This is a genomic window from Stenotrophomonas sp. GD03794 (assembly GCF_029842145.1).
GTDB classification, from domain to species: Bacteria; Pseudomonadota; Gammaproteobacteria; order Xanthomonadales; family Xanthomonadaceae; genus Stenotrophomonas; species Stenotrophomonas riyadhensis.
The window spans coordinates 1-15,364 of sequence record NZ_JAOCFV010000086.1 but is presented as its reverse complement, the minus strand read 5'-3'; the positions used below and the strand labels follow the sequence as shown (position 1 = coordinate 15,364).

At 62.6% G+C, this 15,364-nt stretch carries 11 protein-coding genes; 10 read left to right on the top strand and 1 reads right to left on the bottom strand.

The annotated features are described in order from the left end of the window. The first annotated feature begins 29 nt into the window (after window positions 1-29). Entirely contained in the window at window positions 30-1,787 is a 1,758-nt protein-coding gene (gene recJ, locus N5D91_RS23580) for a single-stranded-DNA-specific exonuclease RecJ (RefSeq protein ID WP_180855140.1), read from the top strand. An 85-nt stretch (window positions 1,788-1,872) separates the two neighbouring features. On the opposite strand, the gene N5D91_RS23575 is transcribed toward recJ, so the two are convergent. Continuing rightward, on the bottom strand, window positions 1,873-2,922 hold the full coding sequence (locus N5D91_RS23575) for a DUF1176 domain-containing protein (RefSeq protein WP_180855142.1): 1,050 nt from the start codon (window positions 2,920-2,922) through the stop codon (window positions 1,873-1,875). A gap of 228 nt (window positions 2,923-3,150) precedes the next feature. Between N5D91_RS23575 and tssI the strand changes: the two genes are divergently transcribed. The 9 genes from tssI (at window position 3,151) to N5D91_RS23530 (ending at window position 15,312) form a co-directional block, all read left to right on the top strand. Then, window positions 3,151-5,394, top strand: coding sequence for a type VI secretion system tip protein TssI/VgrG (gene tssI / locus N5D91_RS23570; protein ID WP_180855144.1), 2,244 nt, complete (start codon window positions 3,151-3,153; stop codon window positions 5,392-5,394). 19 nt (window positions 5,395-5,413) lie between these two features. Beyond that, entirely contained in the window at window positions 5,414-7,030 is a 1,617-nt protein-coding gene (locus N5D91_RS23565; RefSeq protein ID WP_180855146.1) for a hypothetical protein, read from the top strand. Next, the gene (locus N5D91_RS23560) at window positions 7,027-7,155 is read left to right on the top strand and encodes a hypothetical protein (RefSeq protein ID WP_006441023.1); all 129 of its coding nucleotides are present in this window, start codon (window positions 7,027-7,029) and stop codon (window positions 7,153-7,155) included. The genes N5D91_RS23565 and N5D91_RS23560 overlap by 4 nt, the downstream gene beginning before the upstream one ends. A gap of 19 nt (window positions 7,156-7,174) precedes the next feature. Continuing rightward, on the top strand, window positions 7,175-11,761 hold the full coding sequence (locus tag N5D91_RS23555; protein ID WP_180855148.1) for an HNH/ENDO VII family nuclease: 4,587 nt from the start codon (window positions 7,175-7,177) through the stop codon (window positions 11,759-11,761). Window positions 11,762-11,770: 9 nt separating this feature from the next. After that, window positions 11,771-12,217 carry an SMI1/KNR4 family protein gene (locus tag N5D91_RS23550; RefSeq protein ID WP_180855150.1) on the top strand — a complete coding sequence of 149 codons (447 nt, stop codon included), beginning with the start codon at window positions 11,771-11,773 and terminating at the stop codon, window positions 12,215-12,217. A 624-nt stretch (window positions 12,218-12,841) separates the two neighbouring features. Next, window positions 12,842-13,465: a hypothetical protein gene (locus N5D91_RS23545; RefSeq protein WP_164162520.1), complete on the top strand. Its 624-nt coding sequence runs from the start codon at window positions 12,842-12,844 to the stop codon at window positions 13,463-13,465. A gap of 53 nt (window positions 13,466-13,518) precedes the next feature. Next, window positions 13,519-13,917: an Imm12 family immunity protein gene (locus N5D91_RS23540; protein WP_153854890.1), complete on the top strand. Its 399-nt coding sequence runs from the start codon at window positions 13,519-13,521 to the stop codon at window positions 13,915-13,917. A 59-nt stretch (window positions 13,918-13,976) separates the two neighbouring features. Continuing rightward, entirely contained in the window at window positions 13,977-14,405 is a 429-nt protein-coding gene (locus N5D91_RS23535; protein WP_180847796.1) for an SMI1/KNR4 family protein, read from the top strand. 145 nt (window positions 14,406-14,550) lie between these two features. Then, window positions 14,551-15,312 (top strand): hypothetical protein, encoded by a 762-nt coding sequence (locus N5D91_RS23530; protein ID WP_219629565.1) that lies wholly within the window; start codon window positions 14,551-14,553, stop codon window positions 15,310-15,312. Window positions 15,313-15,364 lie beyond the last annotated feature (52 nt).

Genomic DNA, 15,364 nt, shown 5'->3' with positions numbered 1-15,364 from the left:
CCCTCTGTCTTTCGTAACCGGCGATGCCGATGTCCCTTGCCGCCGATGCCGTGCAGCCCACCTCTGATACGCCGATGATCCGCCGCCGCGATGCGGTCGCGCCCGGCAGCTGGCCGGAGGGCACGCTGCCGCTGCTGGCGCGGCTTTACGCCAGTCGTGGCGCAGGCACACCGGAACTGGCGCTGCCGAAGCTGGGCAGCCTGCATGCGCCCGAGCTGCTGACCGGCATCGATGATGCGGTGGGACTGCTGGTCGAGGCCATCGCCAACGATAAGCGCATCCTGGTGGTCGGCGATTTCGACTGCGATGGTGCTACCGCCTGCGCGGTCGGTGTGCGTGGCCTGCGCATGCTCGGCGCGCAGCATGTCTTCCACGCGGTGCCGAACCGCATGGTGCACGGCTATGGCCTGTCACCTTCACTGGTGGAGGAACTGGCCGAGCTGAAACCGGATCTGCTGGTGACGGTCGACCACGGTATTGCCTGCCACGCGGGCGTGACCGCGGCCAAGGCACGTGGCTGGCAGGTGCTGGTCACCGATCACCATCTGCCGGGCCCGCAGCTGCCGCCGGCCGATGTCATCGTTGATCCGAATCTGGATGGCGATGCCTTCCCCAGTAAGTCGCTTGCTGGCGTCGGCGTGATCTTCTACGTGCTGATGGCGCTGCGCCGGCAGATGCGCGAGGCCGGCGTCTTTGCCGATGGCAAGGGGCCGGACCTGACCACGCTGCTGGACCTGGTGGCGGTGGGCACCGTTGCCGACCTGGTGGCACTGGATCCGAACAACCGTGCGCTGGTCAGTGCGGGCCTACGCCGTCTACGCGCAGGGCAGGGCTGTGTCGGCCTGCGTGCGCTGATCGAAGCCAGCGGCCGCGACGCTGCGCGGCTGACCGCGACCGACATCGGCTTCGCACTCGGCCCACGCCTGAACGCTGCAGGCCGGCTTGAGGACATGGCGCTGGGCATCGCGCTGCTGCTGACCGAAGACCCGCGCCAGGCGCGCGACATCGCGCAGACGCTGGAGCAGATCAATTCGGAACGGCGCGCCGTGCAGCAGTCGATGACTGACGACGCCGAGCAGGCGTTGACCCGCGTGGTGCTGGACATGGCCGGCCAGCGACCGGTGGCGGCCTGCCTGTTCGACGCCGATTGGCACCCGGGCGTGGTCGGCCTGGTCGCGTCGAAGATGAAGGATCGCCTGCATCGCCCGGTGATCGCCTTCGCGCCTGCAGAACCCGGTGCCGACACGCTGCGTGGCTCGGCGCGCTCGATTCCCGGCCTGCACATCCGTGACGCACTGGCGCTGGTCGATGCGCGGCATCCGGGTCTGATCGAACGTTTCGGTGGTCACGCCATGGCGGCCGGCCTCAGCCTGCGGCTGGATCACGTCGATGACTTCAAGGCGGCCTTCGTGGCTGTCGTGCTGGAAATGCTCGACCCGGCGGCACTGCAGCAGCAGGTGCTGAGCGATGGCGAACTGGCCGCCGACGAGCTCGACCACCGCCATGCCGACGCGCTGCGCCTGGCTGGGCCGTGGGGTCAGGGCTTCCCCGAACCGCTGTTCGATGGCCACTTCGAAGTGGCCAACTGGCGCGTACTGAAGGAGCGCCACCTGAAGCTGGAACTGCGCCTGCCGGGCGTGCCTGGCACGATCAATGCGATCCATTTCGGCGGCTGGCACGGCAACGCACCCGGCCGTCATGTGCATCTGGCCTATCGACTGGCCTGCGACGACTATCGCGGCGGCAGCGCCATCCAACTGATCGTCGAGCACTGCCTGCCTGCATGAGAAAAAGGGGACGGAGGGGATTAAGTCGCAAGTGGCAAACAAGGCACAAGCGACTTAATCCCCTCCGTCCCCTTTTTATGTGGCGTCAGCGGACCTCGCTGACCAGCATCGGCAGTTCCCACGTACCACCGGGTACGCCGCGGCACAGACCTGCCGCAATTTCCGAGGTGGCGACGAAGGCCGTGCCATTCCACGTCCAGGCTGCGTGCGAAATGCAGTCAGCGAGGCCGCGGCCCTTCTGCGCGGCAACGATCTGGCCATCGTCGTAGTCGATTGCATCGCTGGTCACCCACTGTGCCTGGAACGGCGGCTGTGGGCGGGCCACCCAGTAGCCATCGCCGCTGTTGTAGGCCGCTCGCCAGCAGGGCACGTTGACCAGCACGTGCTGTGCGTCCAGGCGGCGGACCTCCAGCGGCGAGTTGCTCAGCGGAATATCGGCATCGGTTTCCTGCAGGCCTTCGCAGTTGTCGCCCTCCAGCGTGGCACGCAGTGCCGCGCGCAGGGCGGGTGAAGCAGCCAGTCGTGCAAACGCAGGATCGTCCGGGGGCGAGTCCAGGGTAGCGGCCTTGCGCACCACCGGCACCGGCAGGGCGGCGGGGACGCTGGATTCAGGCGTACTGCCCTTGCGCATCACTGCGCCGGCTGTACCGAGGCGACCCTGATACTCATCGATCTTCAGCAGCACGGCTGCCGCACCCTTGTCCGACAGTGACCAGCGATGGCCGGCGCCATCGGTCACGCTGATCCCGCCATCGCGCACCAGCGCGGACAACAGCGCGCTGGTCTGCGCGGCATTCAAGCCATGCGTGCCTTCGCCCCTGGTGGGGGCCAGCACACCCAGATCCTGCTGCTGGATGCGCAGGTGCAGCGGGCCCTTGGGCTGGGGCTGGCCCTCTTCCGGCTGCAGCGACAGGCGTCCCTGTATCGCCTGGTTGGGGCCGCCCCTGCGGGTGAGCAGCACGCTCAGGGGGCTGTCTTCGTCGGTGGCGTAACCGGCGGCGCGGCAGGTCAGGGTGTTGTCACAGGCCACGACCCAGTCGTGGTGCTGGAAGTACAGGCTCTTTGCCGGAGCTGCAGCGCCGGTTGCAAGAGGGCAGACCAGGAACAGCAGGGCAGGAAACAGGAAGGAACGCATGGGTGTCCATACACATGGGCGGGGCCATATGGTGCCTACCGATGCGCGTCGCGACCAGCCTGAATGAGAGGGTCTGAGGGTGCCGATCTGTGATGGAATTCGCGCTGTCTTGAAAATACTTAATGAATTCATCTCCTTATCCAGCCGCGGATGTGTCAAAAAGCTGGCGCATGTCACACGGCAATGGCAAAGTCAGGCCACGACCAACATGGGACGACGGAACGCCCGATGTACGCCGAATCACTGCTCCCCGGCGCTGTGCTGCAGCGCCTGCACCAGGACCGACGCCTGATCCGCGTCGAAACCGCCTTGGACCCGGACACGTTCCTGGTCAAACGCTTCGAGGGAAGCGAGGCGGTGTCGAACCCGTTCACCTACCGTATCGACCTGCTCTCGATCCAGCCGCGGCTGGAACTGAAGCAGCTGGTCGGGCAGCCGCTGCGCCTGCAGCTGGGCGATGAGTTCGGCAATCGCAGCGTGCACGGCTACGTGCGCGAGTTCGCCAGCACCGGGCAGCAGGCACAGTTCAGTGCCTACCGCGCCGAGCTGGCGCCCTGGTTCGCCTTCCTCGACTACACCTGCAACTGCCGCATCTTCCAGGACCGGAACGTGCTGCAGATCATCGAAGAGGTGTTCGCCAGCTACGCGCAGCTGGCGAAGTTCCGCTACGACCTCAACGCCGGCAAGCTGCCGCCGTTGCCGTACTGCGTGCAGTACAACGAATCGGATTTCGCCTTTGTCAGCCGCCTGCTGGAGGACGCCGGGCTGTACTACAGCTTCGTGCACGATGACGAAGGCCACACCCTGGTGATCAGTGATGATTCGACGCTGAGCACCGTGCACGGTGAACCACGCCCGATCGCCTTCGTGTCCGACCAGGGCACGCTGGCCAGCACCGGGCTGCACCGCTGGGGCGCGCGTCGACGGGTCGGGCCCAGCGTGCAGACCCTGCGCAGTTTCGATTTCAAGCAGCCCAGCCAGTCGCTGGACGGCAACCAGGGCAACCAGGTGCCGCTGGGCCTGCTGCCGCCGCTGGAGCAGTACCGCTACGATGGCGCGGCACGCTTCACCAACAGCCGCATCGGCCAGGCATTGGCGGCCGTGCGCAATGAAGAGGTGGCGTGGCCGACCAAGCTGTTCGAATGCGCCGGCAATGCCGGTGAGCTCGACGCTGGGTCCTGCTTCGAACTGCAGCGGCATCCGGATTTCATCGGCCGTGACGACACTGATCGCAGCTTCTTCGTGGTCAGCGTGCAGCGCGAAGGCCACAACAATTTCGCCGCCGACTTCGGCAGCGCCGAAGCGCCCAGCGTTGAAGTGCAGGCGGAAGTCCTGCGCCGGCGCATCCCGTACCGCCCGCTGCGGCGCACGCCCTGGCCGCGCATGCCGGGCCCGCAGACCGCGACCGTGGTCGGCCCGCCGGGAGAAGAACTGCATGCCGATCGCTATGGTCGGGTGAAGGTGCAGTTCCACTGGGACCGGCAACTGGATCGCCGCGAGAACGCCTCATGCTGGATCCGCAGCGCCAGCCCCTGGGCCGGTGCCGACATGGGCGGTGTCTCGCCACCGCGCGTCGGCCAGGAGGTCATCGTCGATTTCCTCGATGGTGACCCGGACCGGCCGATCATCACCGGCCGCGTCTACAACGAAGACAACATGCCACCGTTCGGCATGGAGGTCAGTGGCCTGAAGTCGAAGACGGTCAAGGGCGCCGGCTGGAACGAGATCACCATGCACGATGGTGCCGGTGGCGAGCTGCTGAACATGCGCGCGCAGCGCGACATGGTCACCACCGTGCTCAACGATCAGAACGCCAGCGTCAAGAACAACAAATCCACCTCCGTCTCGGTCAATCACCGCATGGACGTGGGCTCCAACCAGGACATCAGCGTTGGTGGCAATCGCGGCATCACCGTCACCGGTACCGACACCCTGGGCGTCACCGGCACCCGCACCACCAACGTGACCGGTGCAGTCACCGAGAAGTACGAGAGCGGCGAAACCAAGACGATCGTGGCGTCTGGCTACACCGAAACCATCACCGGCGATTTCAAGACCACGCTGACCGGCAACTACACCAGCCAGCGCACCGGCACCTGGACCGAGACGGTGACCTCCACCTCCAGCCGCACCGTCGGCGGGCTGGTCACGGAGACGCTGAAGGCAGCACGTGAAGTGACCATCACCGGCCAGGACAAGCGCAAGGTGCAGGGCAAGGTGGACGACAGCAACGTCGGTGAGCGCGTCATCGATGTCACCGGCAACTTCAGCCAGGATGCCAGCGGAACCCATAGCCAGGGCTCAGACGGCGTGATGAGCCTGGAGTCGGCAGTCAAGCTCACCAGCAAGGTCGGCGGCTCGGTCATCGAGATCACCGACAGCGCGATCAAGATCACCGCCGGTGGTTCGGAAGTGGTGATCGACGCGGGCGGTGTCTCGGTCAATGGCAGCGAGATCAAGCTCAACTGCTGAGCCGCACGGGAGAAACACGATGCAGGATACCCCCATGCTGCGCGGCCTGAACGCATTGCGCGATGCTTGGTTGGAGGCAAGTGCCGACAGCAGCCGGCGCTTGCTGGTCTGGCGCCTGCCTGCCGCCGCCAGCCGGCTGCTGGCCGCGTTTTTCGAGATGCAGCGCCACGACGCCGGCCGCGATACGCCGGACTACTTCCTGCGCATCGATACCGCCTATGAGCTTGGCTTCCGCTACAGCCGGCAGCTCAAGCAGGACCTGCTGGACCGCTACCTGGCCAGCCAGGAGGATCTGCGTGCGCAGCAGGTGACGCTCGGCTGGCGTGGCCCGCACGAAGGGCATCCGGACAGCGCACAGGGTGTCGTCGAGGTGCTGGAGAGCTTCATCGAGCATCATGGCGAACACCTGCGCCTGCTGGCGGCGGTGCTGGAACCGGAGCGCTGTGTGCCCGGCGAGGGATTCGAACGCTGGGTGGACGCCGCGCTGGCCGCCAGCCCTGGCCAGCGCCTGCGTCTGGTACTGGTGGATACCGAGGAGGATCCGCGCTGGCAGTCGTTGCTGGAACGGCACGGCAGGATCGCGCGCGTGGTCAGTGCGCCGATCGATATGTTCGGCATCGCCCGCGATACCGCCGCACAGTCTGGCGGCCGCGGCCCGGAAGTGCTGTACCGGCAGCTGCTGGCCGACCTGATGCTGCTGCTCGAACGCGGCAGCCCTTCCCAGGTGGTTGCCCGCGCAGAGCGCGCACAAGGGCTGGCGCAGCGGCAGGGGTGGCAGGACCAGCAATCGGTGGTGCAGATGATGGTGGCCGGTGCATGGTTGAAGCACGGCGATCACGGCCAGGCGATCAACAGCTACCGCCAGGCGCGCAGCGCGGCCGAGGGCGCGCGCGCGAGCGGCAATCCAGCCGCGCCGGAACTGGTGATGCAGAGCTGGTTCGGCGAGGCCGGTTGCTGGTTGGCCGCCAAACAGCCCGAGCGTGCTGCGCAGACCTACCTGCAGGCCTCGACGTCGGCGGCCAGCATTCCGCATCCGATGTTCGCGTTGGAGGGCCAGCGCATGGCTGGCTGGTGCCAGTTGCAGTCGGGCCAGCGCGAAGCGGCGCGCACCCAGTTGCTGGAGGCGATCCGCATCGCCAAGCCGCTGGCACCGGCCGACCGCAAGGCCACCACGCTGCCGCAGGCGCTGTGGGACCTGCTGCAATTGCAGGACGCGCGCCGCTGCGAATCGCTGCAGCAGGTGGCCGCGGAGTACCTGCAGGCCAGTACCGGCCTGCTGGAAAAGGCCGATGCACAGGGCCGCGCGCTCGGCCCGCGCCCCGCACGGCCGGCATTGGACGCCATCGACGCAGCGCTGGATGCCGCGCTGGAGCGTGGTTTCCACCGCGCCCAGCAGGAGCGCGAGCGGTTGATCCAGGGCGGCGATGAGTTCTTCCGCAAGATCGTGGCCGTCGGCCGCGATTTCCTCGACCCGGGCTGGAACGGCCTGCCGGCCATCGAACACCCGCTCGATCACGAGATACCGGTGTGGAGCGAGCCGCCGGCGATGCAGCCGTTGCCCGATCCCAGTGGCCTGCTGCAGGCGTCCGCGGCGGCGCCGACCGGGCCTGCCGTTACAGGAGTGGCTGTTGCATGAAGTCGAACAAGACCGTGGTGATGCTGGTGGCCATCGTGCTGGGCATCATCGTCGTGACCTGGATCAGCGCCGAGTACCGTGACGAAGTAAAGGCGTTCCTGCGCGCGTTGTTCCGCGCCTTGTAAAGCAACAGGGAGTGTTGCCGTGAGCATCGCCGCCAAGCATTTCGATCCGCAGCTGGGCATCGACATCCACATGTACGCGGTGCCGCCGTGCCCGCTGCCGACGCCGCATATCGGCCTGGTGCTGGATCCGTTCGACTACATTCCGTTCATCGGCTCGACCATCAAGGTCAACGGTGTGCATCGCGGTACTGCCGGTACCGGCGGCCTGGACATCCACATTCCACTGGGCGTGTGGGGCCCGCCGCTGGCCGCGCCGATGGGGCCGCAGTTCGACGGCGAAGAAATCTTCATGGGCAGCCGCACGGTGTCGGCCGATGGCGAGCCGTTCTCGCGGCTGGCGATGCCGGTGCTGGACTGCAACCTGGCCGGGATGATCAACCCGTTCCGGGTGAAGAAGCCGAAGAAGCCGCTGCGTGCGATGTCACTGCCGACCGGCCTGAACGTGGCCATTCCCACCAGCGTCAAGGTGGGAGGACCGCCGACGGTGTCATGGACCGCGCTGGCGTTCCGCGCCGCGTTCGCCGGACTGGGCAAGCTGCGCAAGAGTGCGTTCTTCCGCAAGAAGATGGATGCGTTTGCCAACTGGCGGCGCGGCAAGTGGGGCCATCTGCCCTCCGGCTTCCTGAAGTGCAAGGTGCTGCGTGCCGAGCCGGTGGATATCCGCGATGGCAGCGTGGTAGTCAGCCACCAGGACTTCGACATTCCCGGGCGGCTTGCCTTCGCCTGGCAGCGCAGTTATGGCTCGCGCCGGGCGGGTGAGCCGGGACTGTGCGGTGCTGGCTGGCAGACGCCGGCCGACATCCGCCTGGAGCTGCTGGACGACGGCAGCGTGTGGCTGTCCGGGCCGGACCAGGTCGCCTTCTTTCCTGAGCTGCCGCCGGCCGATGGCGACGCCGGAGCGATCCTCGATTTCGTCGATGGCGCGCGCCTGCTGCGTCGGCGCGGGCAGTGGCAGGTGCGCTTCAAGAGTGGCCTGAAGTATGTGTTCGGCGGCGAACTGCCGGCAGGCGTGAGCGCGCTGCCGAATCCACAGTCCTGGCCGATCGAGCGCATCGAGGACGCGCACGGCAACCACTGGCGGTTCGAGCGTCGCGACGGCCATCTGGTGCGCATCGTCGAGAGTGGCATCGGTGACCTGCAGGGCCGTTTCATCGAGGTGGAGGCGCGCCACGGCCGCATCGACCGCATGGCGCTGCATGACCCGGCCACCGGCCTGGTGCATCCGCTGGTGAGCTACCGCTACAGTGGCGAGGGTGATCTGTTGGCGGCCGTCGATGCGCTGGGCGCGCCGCGCACCTTCGCCTACGAGCAGCACCGCATGGTGCGGCACACCGACCGCGTTGGGCTGTCCTTCCATTACGCGTTCGACGCGCAGGGCAGGGTGGTGCATTCGTGGGGCGACGGTGGCCTGTACGATTATCACTTCGAGTACGACGCGCTGCTGCGCGAGACCCGGGTAACCGACTCGCTGGGCCACCTGAGCGTGGTCAAGTTTGACGAGAACCAGATGCCGCTGTGCGAGATCGATCCGCTCGATGGCGTGACGCTGTTCGAGTACGACGATTTCGGGCGGACCGTGGCGGTGACCGATCCGGAAGGACTGCGAACGGCGTTTGCCTATGATGCGCATGGCAACCTGATCTGCCTGACCCGCGCCGATGGCACGTCGATCCAGATGGAGTACGACCTGGACGACCATATGGTGTCGCTGCGGACGCCGGATGGTTTCGATTGGCAACAGGCGTATGACGGCCAGGGCTTGCTGGTCAGCCAGACCGATCCATTGGGTGCAACCACACGCTTCGAGTACGACCCTCAAGGCCAGTTGGAGTCGCAGACCAACGCGCGCCAGGCGGTCACACGCCTGCGCTATGACCGTCATGGGCTGGTGGCTGCCGTCATTGATGCGCTCGGCCATGAGAACCGCTTCGAGCACGATCCGCTCGGCAACCTGCTGCGCCAGGTGGATCCGTTGGGGCAGGTCAGTCGCTACGAGTACGACGCCAAGGGGCGCCTGCTGGCCACTGCTGGCCCCGATGGGAACGGTGTGCGCTGCGAGTACGATGCCGAAGATCAGCTGGTGCGCTACACCGATGAAGCGGGCGCGCAGACGCGGCTGCAGTACGTGGGCATCGGACAGATCGGCAAGCGCCTTCAGGCCGATGGCCACAGTGTGGAGTACCGCTACGACACCGAGGAGCAGCTGGTCGCGGTCATCAACCAGCGCGGCGAAACCTACCAGCTGGTGCGCGATGCGCTGGGACGCATCGTCGAGGAGGTCGACTACTGGGGCCAGTCGCGGCGCTACAGCTACGATGCTGCCGGGCGACTGACGGCGACCCTGGATCCATTGGGTCAGCGCATCGCCTTCACCACCGACAAGCTTGGGCGCATCACCCGCAAGACGCTGCCGGATGTGCGCCATCCTGGCCAGCAGGTACAGGAGCACTTTGTCTACGACGTGCAGGGGCAGATTGTCGAGCTGCGCAATCCGGCACGCACGGTGAAGCGCGTGTATGACCCGCTGGGCCAGCTGCTGGAAGAGCTGCAGGATGGCTTCCGTGTCGGCTATGCCTATGACGAAGTGGGCAACCGCGTACTGCGCGAGACTTCAGCCGGTAACCGCGTAGCGTTTGGCTACGACCTGCGCGACCAGACCGTATCGGTAGCCATCAATGACGAATCGCCGATATCGATGGAGCGCGACGCGCTGGGCCGCACCACGCGCGAGCAGTTAAGCCCGCACTTGCAGCGCGAGTTCACCTACGACAGCCGCAACCTGCTGACCTCGCAGTCGATACTGAAGGATGCTGCACCGCTGTTCGAGACGCGTTACGACTACGACCGCAGTGGCAACCTCACCAAGCGCAGCGACAGCGCACAGGGCGTGGACGAGTACCGCTACGACGCGATCGGGCGCCTGCTGCAGCACATCGACCCGATGGGAAGGGTCGAGCGCTACTTCAACGACCCGGCCGGCGACCGGCTGCGCACTGAAGTGAAGCAGGTGCAGGCGCGGAAGTTGGTAGGCGGCGACGATGACGACCTGACCACCTGGACGCGTGAAGGCACCTATCAGGGCGTGCACTACGTCTTCGACCGGGCAGGCGATCTGGTGCGCAAGGGCGCACCGCAAGGGGATGCGCCGGATGACCTGACGCTTATCTGGGATGCCAACCATCGGTTGGCGGAGAGCCGCCGCAATGGGCAATCAACGTACTACGGCTATGACCCGCTGGGGCGGCGGGTGTTCAAGCGCAACCCGGCGCAGACGACGTGGTTCTTCTGGGATGGAGACGCGTTGCTGGGTGAGGTGCAGCAGGCGAATGACGCCGAAGAGGCGGCGCCGGTGTGGGTGGGGAATGTAGCCAGCCTGGTAGAGATGAGGCGGCGGCAGCGGAGGCTTGAACGGGTGCATGACCGGGTGCGGGAGTATGTGTACTACCCGGGGACGTTTGTGCCGTTGGTGTGGGTCAGACCTCTCGATCTAGAGAAGATATCTGGTCCAATTTCGGAGGTATCAGAAGCCCTCGATCCTCTGCACGAGGCTGCATCGTTTGTCGCCCCTCTTGATCCGCCAAGTGCAGTAGGGCGTGAGGTAGAGCAAAGGACAACGTCTCGCTCGTTTGGTGGTGGACTTGGGCAGTTGGGTGCATCTTCCTTGGGATTCAGGGGGTCTGCGTGTACCGACAAGCTTGAATCGACTGCTTCTCCGACATCCGGGCAGCTCAATCGTTCGGCAGAGAGCAGGAAGGGCTCCAGTTTGACCTTCCCGACCGGAAAGGCGCCGGCTAACTCCGCGTCGCTGGCGGATCAGTCCGCATGCAGTACTGCTCGGGCGGGCCTATTTGTGGTGGATCCGAATGGAGCGGCAGTTCGAGCGCTGGATGTGTCAGGAGTAGAGGAGTGGGCAATAAGATACGGGTCATGGGGCGCCGATGAGAACAGCACCCAGGGGGGGATGGAGTTCTTTGTTCGCCTGCAAGGGCAGTATCGGGACATTGAGACAGGTCTCTACTACAATAGAAACCGATACTTTGATCCGCTGGTCGGTAGCTTCATATCTCCGGATCCGCTCGGCCTCGATGCGGGAGAGTGCATATACGAATACTCTCTAAACGCGATTACGTACTGCGATCCGCTGGGTCTGAAGTACCGGAAGACTACGGCGAGTGATGGTAGAACCGTTTATCAGAATGATGATGCATTCAATCCTCATAGAAAGGTGTCGTGGGAAGATGCAGAGACGGGTGAGTTCAGGCGTGGTACGAATCTTGATCGAATGTCCGAGGGCTTGGCGCCCATTGGCAAGGATGGGCGGCCAGTTCAGTTGCACCATCTGACCATGACCGAGGCGCCCGGGATGAATGGGCGGAGAGGTTCCTTGGCTGAGGTGAAGGCATCCATCCATTCGAAGTATACATCAATTCTCCATATTCCTTTCCCGAGGAATCCAAACAACAAGAGGCAGACCTTGCCTCGATATCCGAGTTTTAGAAGAAATAACGATGGAAGCGCGTCCCTGCTGGCAAGTCAATTCGATAGCTTCAGGGAGTCATATTGGAAGGCGAGAGCGCAATCAATAATTGCTGGCTGCCGACAATGAGGTGTGTTCATGTTTGATAATCTGGAGGCGCTGGTGGCGCAGCACCCGCGAGTCAAGGTGTTTCCTGGGCGGCAGGTTGAACCTGGCCTTATCCGGGAGGCAGAAGCTGAGCTGGGGATTCCATTGCCTGATTCGTACAAGGAGTGGTTGCTCAAGTATGGGAATCTGAGGGTCGGCGCTTATCCTGTTCTGACCCTTGCACCTCGCGATGTGCGTGAAATTTCGGATAGTGATCTGATCTACAATTTTAGACTGGATTCACGTGATGGCGACCTGCCGGGCGGGTATATCTCAATTCATTTGCCGGATGCGGATGAATCATTCTATTTCGATACCAATAATGGGCTGGTTGGTGGAGAGTATCCAGTTGTCAGGCGGGATTGGTCTGACGGATCTTATGAGCCGTTTGCCGATAGTTTTATGGGCTTTCTAGAGGAGATTGTTCGGCAGTCTTGATGTGATTTTTGATTTCGTGTGTCACAAATGAATGATGGAATTTGATGCGGTTCGATTTGGTTCCAGAATTTGAACGTGTTGATGAAAGGATTGCTGGAATATCGTGCCTCAGGGTCATTCCTGGTCGCGCTGTTCCTTCCCGGCGGATGGAGGATGCAGGGGAGTGCTTGGCCTGTCTCGGTCGCTGTCCCATAAGGCGTGGCTAGCTGAGTGTGGAAGCTCTTTCATAGGCTCGCCCGCAGCTTCGGCTCACCCGAGTGGAGCGCGAGCTTGCCGGCGTTTGGGGCAGTTGAATGCCAAAGAAGATCAAGATTGAGGGCGGTGATGCATTCGCAGCTGCGCCGCCCGGAAGCGGATATGGAGTCGGTCGGCTGATCTAGTGAATCGGATCGAAGACGGCCGGCGCAGTTCATTGACCTGGAGCTGGACGTTCCGAGCCGAAGGACTCAGTTGCTGGGTAGGGTGGCGCGATACCTTTTCACAACATCGCAACGCTTCGCATGGAAGACGGCACCTGGCGTCTACGGAGTTTGGGAGAATGAGCAGGGAGATCGGATCGATCTATCGAGGGGCAGGGACAAACAAGCAGAAATCAGATCGAGCATGGGCCTTGTTGGAGGGCGCATGCAGAAGCTGATTTCTCCCTGTTCGTCTGTCTTCTCATACGATCCCCGATGGGCAGAGGTGCGCCTTGGGGCTGAGCCCGCGCTCTACTACATGGGCGCCAGTTCAAGCTTCTTTGTCGATCAGAATCCAATGGGAGACCGCATTCTGGCTCCTGCTGCAGACATTGAGGTTGATCAGTCGGTCGGCGCTCTGAGATTGACGTCGACCGATAAGGGCGAGCCCGTCGAGTACGTGGTGTCCGCGGGGTGTGACTTCGACCGTCTCATCTTTGAGCTTGTGCATGCGCTGAAGGATTCGGGTCTAGCACCAGGCGAGACCGATGACAAAATTGATGTGGCCTGTGAGGGCGGTCTGATAAAGACGTGTTACATCACTCGCGTGTTTGAGGGGGATGCGCCTAGATCGCTGCGTATTGTCCGTAAAGATGAGGGTATTCATGTCGTCATTCCTAGTCCGCGATATCAAGCTCGCGTCACTTCCTTGATGATGAGTGGTGCTGAGCTGTTCATTGGGACCGATGACGGAGCAACCATGAAGCGTAAGCTCACTCTTCACCAGTCCATTCTAATGTTCTTCACAGGTGTGGTTGACGAATTGAGAGAAACTTCAGGTTGTGACTAAATTTAAGGGGATTGTTGATCGCACCCTGTCGCGATTGGGGCTGTGGAGTGCAGATGGAAGTGACGTTGAGCGGAAGGTTGGGCGGGCCAGAGGTGGGGATGAAGTATCAACCTGGGATCGTCCAGGCACGCGCTAGATTGAAGTCTGCTTTCGCAGAGCTGTCTATTGATGGTCTGGAGACGATCGATGTTGAACTGTGGATCAGTGGCAGTTTGACAGAGTATTGCCCGGAAGGGATTTCATCGTCGGTTAGATTCTATGCCAAGAAAAAGAGTGTTCTGCTTGCTGTCTGCGTTGGAAAGGACGAGGCAACGTCCGTCGATGATGATTGTGCTGCATCGGCAATTGGAGGTTGGCTGACGCGCGGTTTCGAAAGTGCAAAGCTGCCGCGCAGTGCCGGTAGGATTGATTTCTCGGGCGTTGCTGGCGCCGTGAATCTCTGTTTCGCTTGATTGATCCGGGAGGCCTGGTGTGTCCTGATTGGAGTTCCTGTTTTGAGCGACTTGATGAAATGATCGCTGGATCAGCGCGGGCAAGGGTGTTTCCCGGTCGCGCTGTCTCTCCGGAGCTTACGGAGGATGCAGAGAGGGAGCTTGGGTTGGCTCTGCCCGTTTCCTACAAGGCTTGGCTTGGTGAGTTTGGCAACCTGTTTGTAGGTCCAGATCCCGTGTTCGGTCTCGCCGATGCGGAGAACCGTGACGTGGCTGATGACGATCTGGTCTACAACGCTCGCTTGGTCGAGGAGAACGGGTTTCCTCCCGTAGGCCTGATTCCGATTTTCGTTCCGGACTCGGATGAAGCCTTCTACTTCGATACATGTGAAGGATTGAAGGATGGGGAGTATCCAATTCTTCGGTACGACTACAATACCGGGGAGTTCGAGTTCTCTTCTCCATCATTCTTTGATTTCCTGATGGACCTCGTTCGTCACTCAGGGTAAAGAAGTTCTTGCTCTCCAGTTCCTCGCCTTGCCCCGTTCACAGCGGTGTCGCTGTAGCGCTGTGGTCTTACGCCATGGGTGAAGTGGCGGCCCCGTCGACTACCTCTCGCGTTGCGCAATTCGGTGCTGATGTTGAAGCGCCGCTATGAGCGTGTATTCATTCACATCATGTGTGGTGTCTTCATTGGTCTCTGTGGTGGACTGGAATATGCGAAACATTGATGATCAAGAATTCAAGATGGTGTTCGATCAAGGTGGTAGCGTCTTCGAGGCGGTACGGATAGCAAACAGTAGTTTTGACAACTGCGGAATGTCGTTGTCCAAGCGCCCTTCAAGGATGAGTTCCGTTCGCGATGTAGTAGTGTCGAACTGTAAGGTGATCAACTCTGAGATCGGGCCGACAGTGTTCGAGGATGTCCAGGTCGAAGGGTTGGATGTGAATCCAATTCTCCTGCTCTGGTCCTGCTTCTATAAGAGGGTGTGTCTCGTCGGGAAGATTGGGAAGATCAGAGTCAATATCGAGCCCTCCGCGTTCTGCACAGATGCCGGAGTTCTCGCGGAATTTGCGGAACGGCGCGCGGCGTTCTATTCAAGCGTAGACTGGGCTCTGGACATCAGTCGGGCGAGGTTTGTCGACTTTGCCTGCAAAGGTGTTCCTCTCGCTTTGATCCGGAGAGATCCGGAGACTCAGGTGATAGTCCGGAAGCAGGACTTCTCCGGGGTCGATATGCTGGGAACTCAGTTCGCGAGTGCGTTCCCTGAGACGCACACAAGACTAGGCATCTTCGGTGAGTCGATTGCTGAGGAGGCGTTGCTTGTGGTGCCTTTGGCCGCACCAAGGAAGCGACGCGAAGACTGGGTAGGTGGGATCGCAGAGTTGAGGCGTTTGGGTATTGTCTCGGGTTAGGCGGGTTTTCGCTCATGCTCGGCTCTCTTCCCATTGGATTGTAGAGAGTTGG

Coding starts and splice junctions, on each gene's coding strand:
- recJ (WP_180855140.1), top strand. CDS start 30: ATGTCCCTTGCCGCCGATGCCGTGCAGCCCACCTCTGATACGCCGATG.
- N5D91_RS23575 (WP_180855142.1), bottom strand. CDS start 2,922: ATGCGTTCCTTCCTGTTTCCTGCCCTGCTGTTCCTGGTCTGCCCTCTT.
- tssI (WP_180855144.1), top strand. CDS start 3,151: ATGTACGCCGAATCACTGCTCCCCGGCGCTGTGCTGCAGCGCCTGCAC.
- N5D91_RS23565 (WP_180855146.1), top strand. CDS start 5,414: ATGCAGGATACCCCCATGCTGCGCGGCCTGAACGCATTGCGCGATGCT.
- N5D91_RS23560 (WP_006441023.1), top strand. CDS start 7,027: ATGAAGTCGAACAAGACCGTGGTGATGCTGGTGGCCATCGTGCTGGGC.
- N5D91_RS23550 (WP_180855150.1), top strand. CDS start 11,771: ATGTTTGATAATCTGGAGGCGCTGGTGGCGCAGCACCCGCGAGTCAAG.
- N5D91_RS23545 (WP_164162520.1), top strand. CDS start 12,842: ATGCAGAAGCTGATTTCTCCCTGTTCGTCTGTCTTCTCATACGATCCC.
- N5D91_RS23540 (WP_153854890.1), top strand. CDS start 13,519: ATGGAAGTGACGTTGAGCGGAAGGTTGGGCGGGCCAGAGGTGGGGATG.
- N5D91_RS23535 (WP_180847796.1), top strand. CDS start 13,977: ATGATCGCTGGATCAGCGCGGGCAAGGGTGTTTCCCGGTCGCGCTGTC.
- N5D91_RS23530 (WP_219629565.1), top strand. CDS start 14,551: ATGAGCGTGTATTCATTCACATCATGTGTGGTGTCTTCATTGGTCTCT.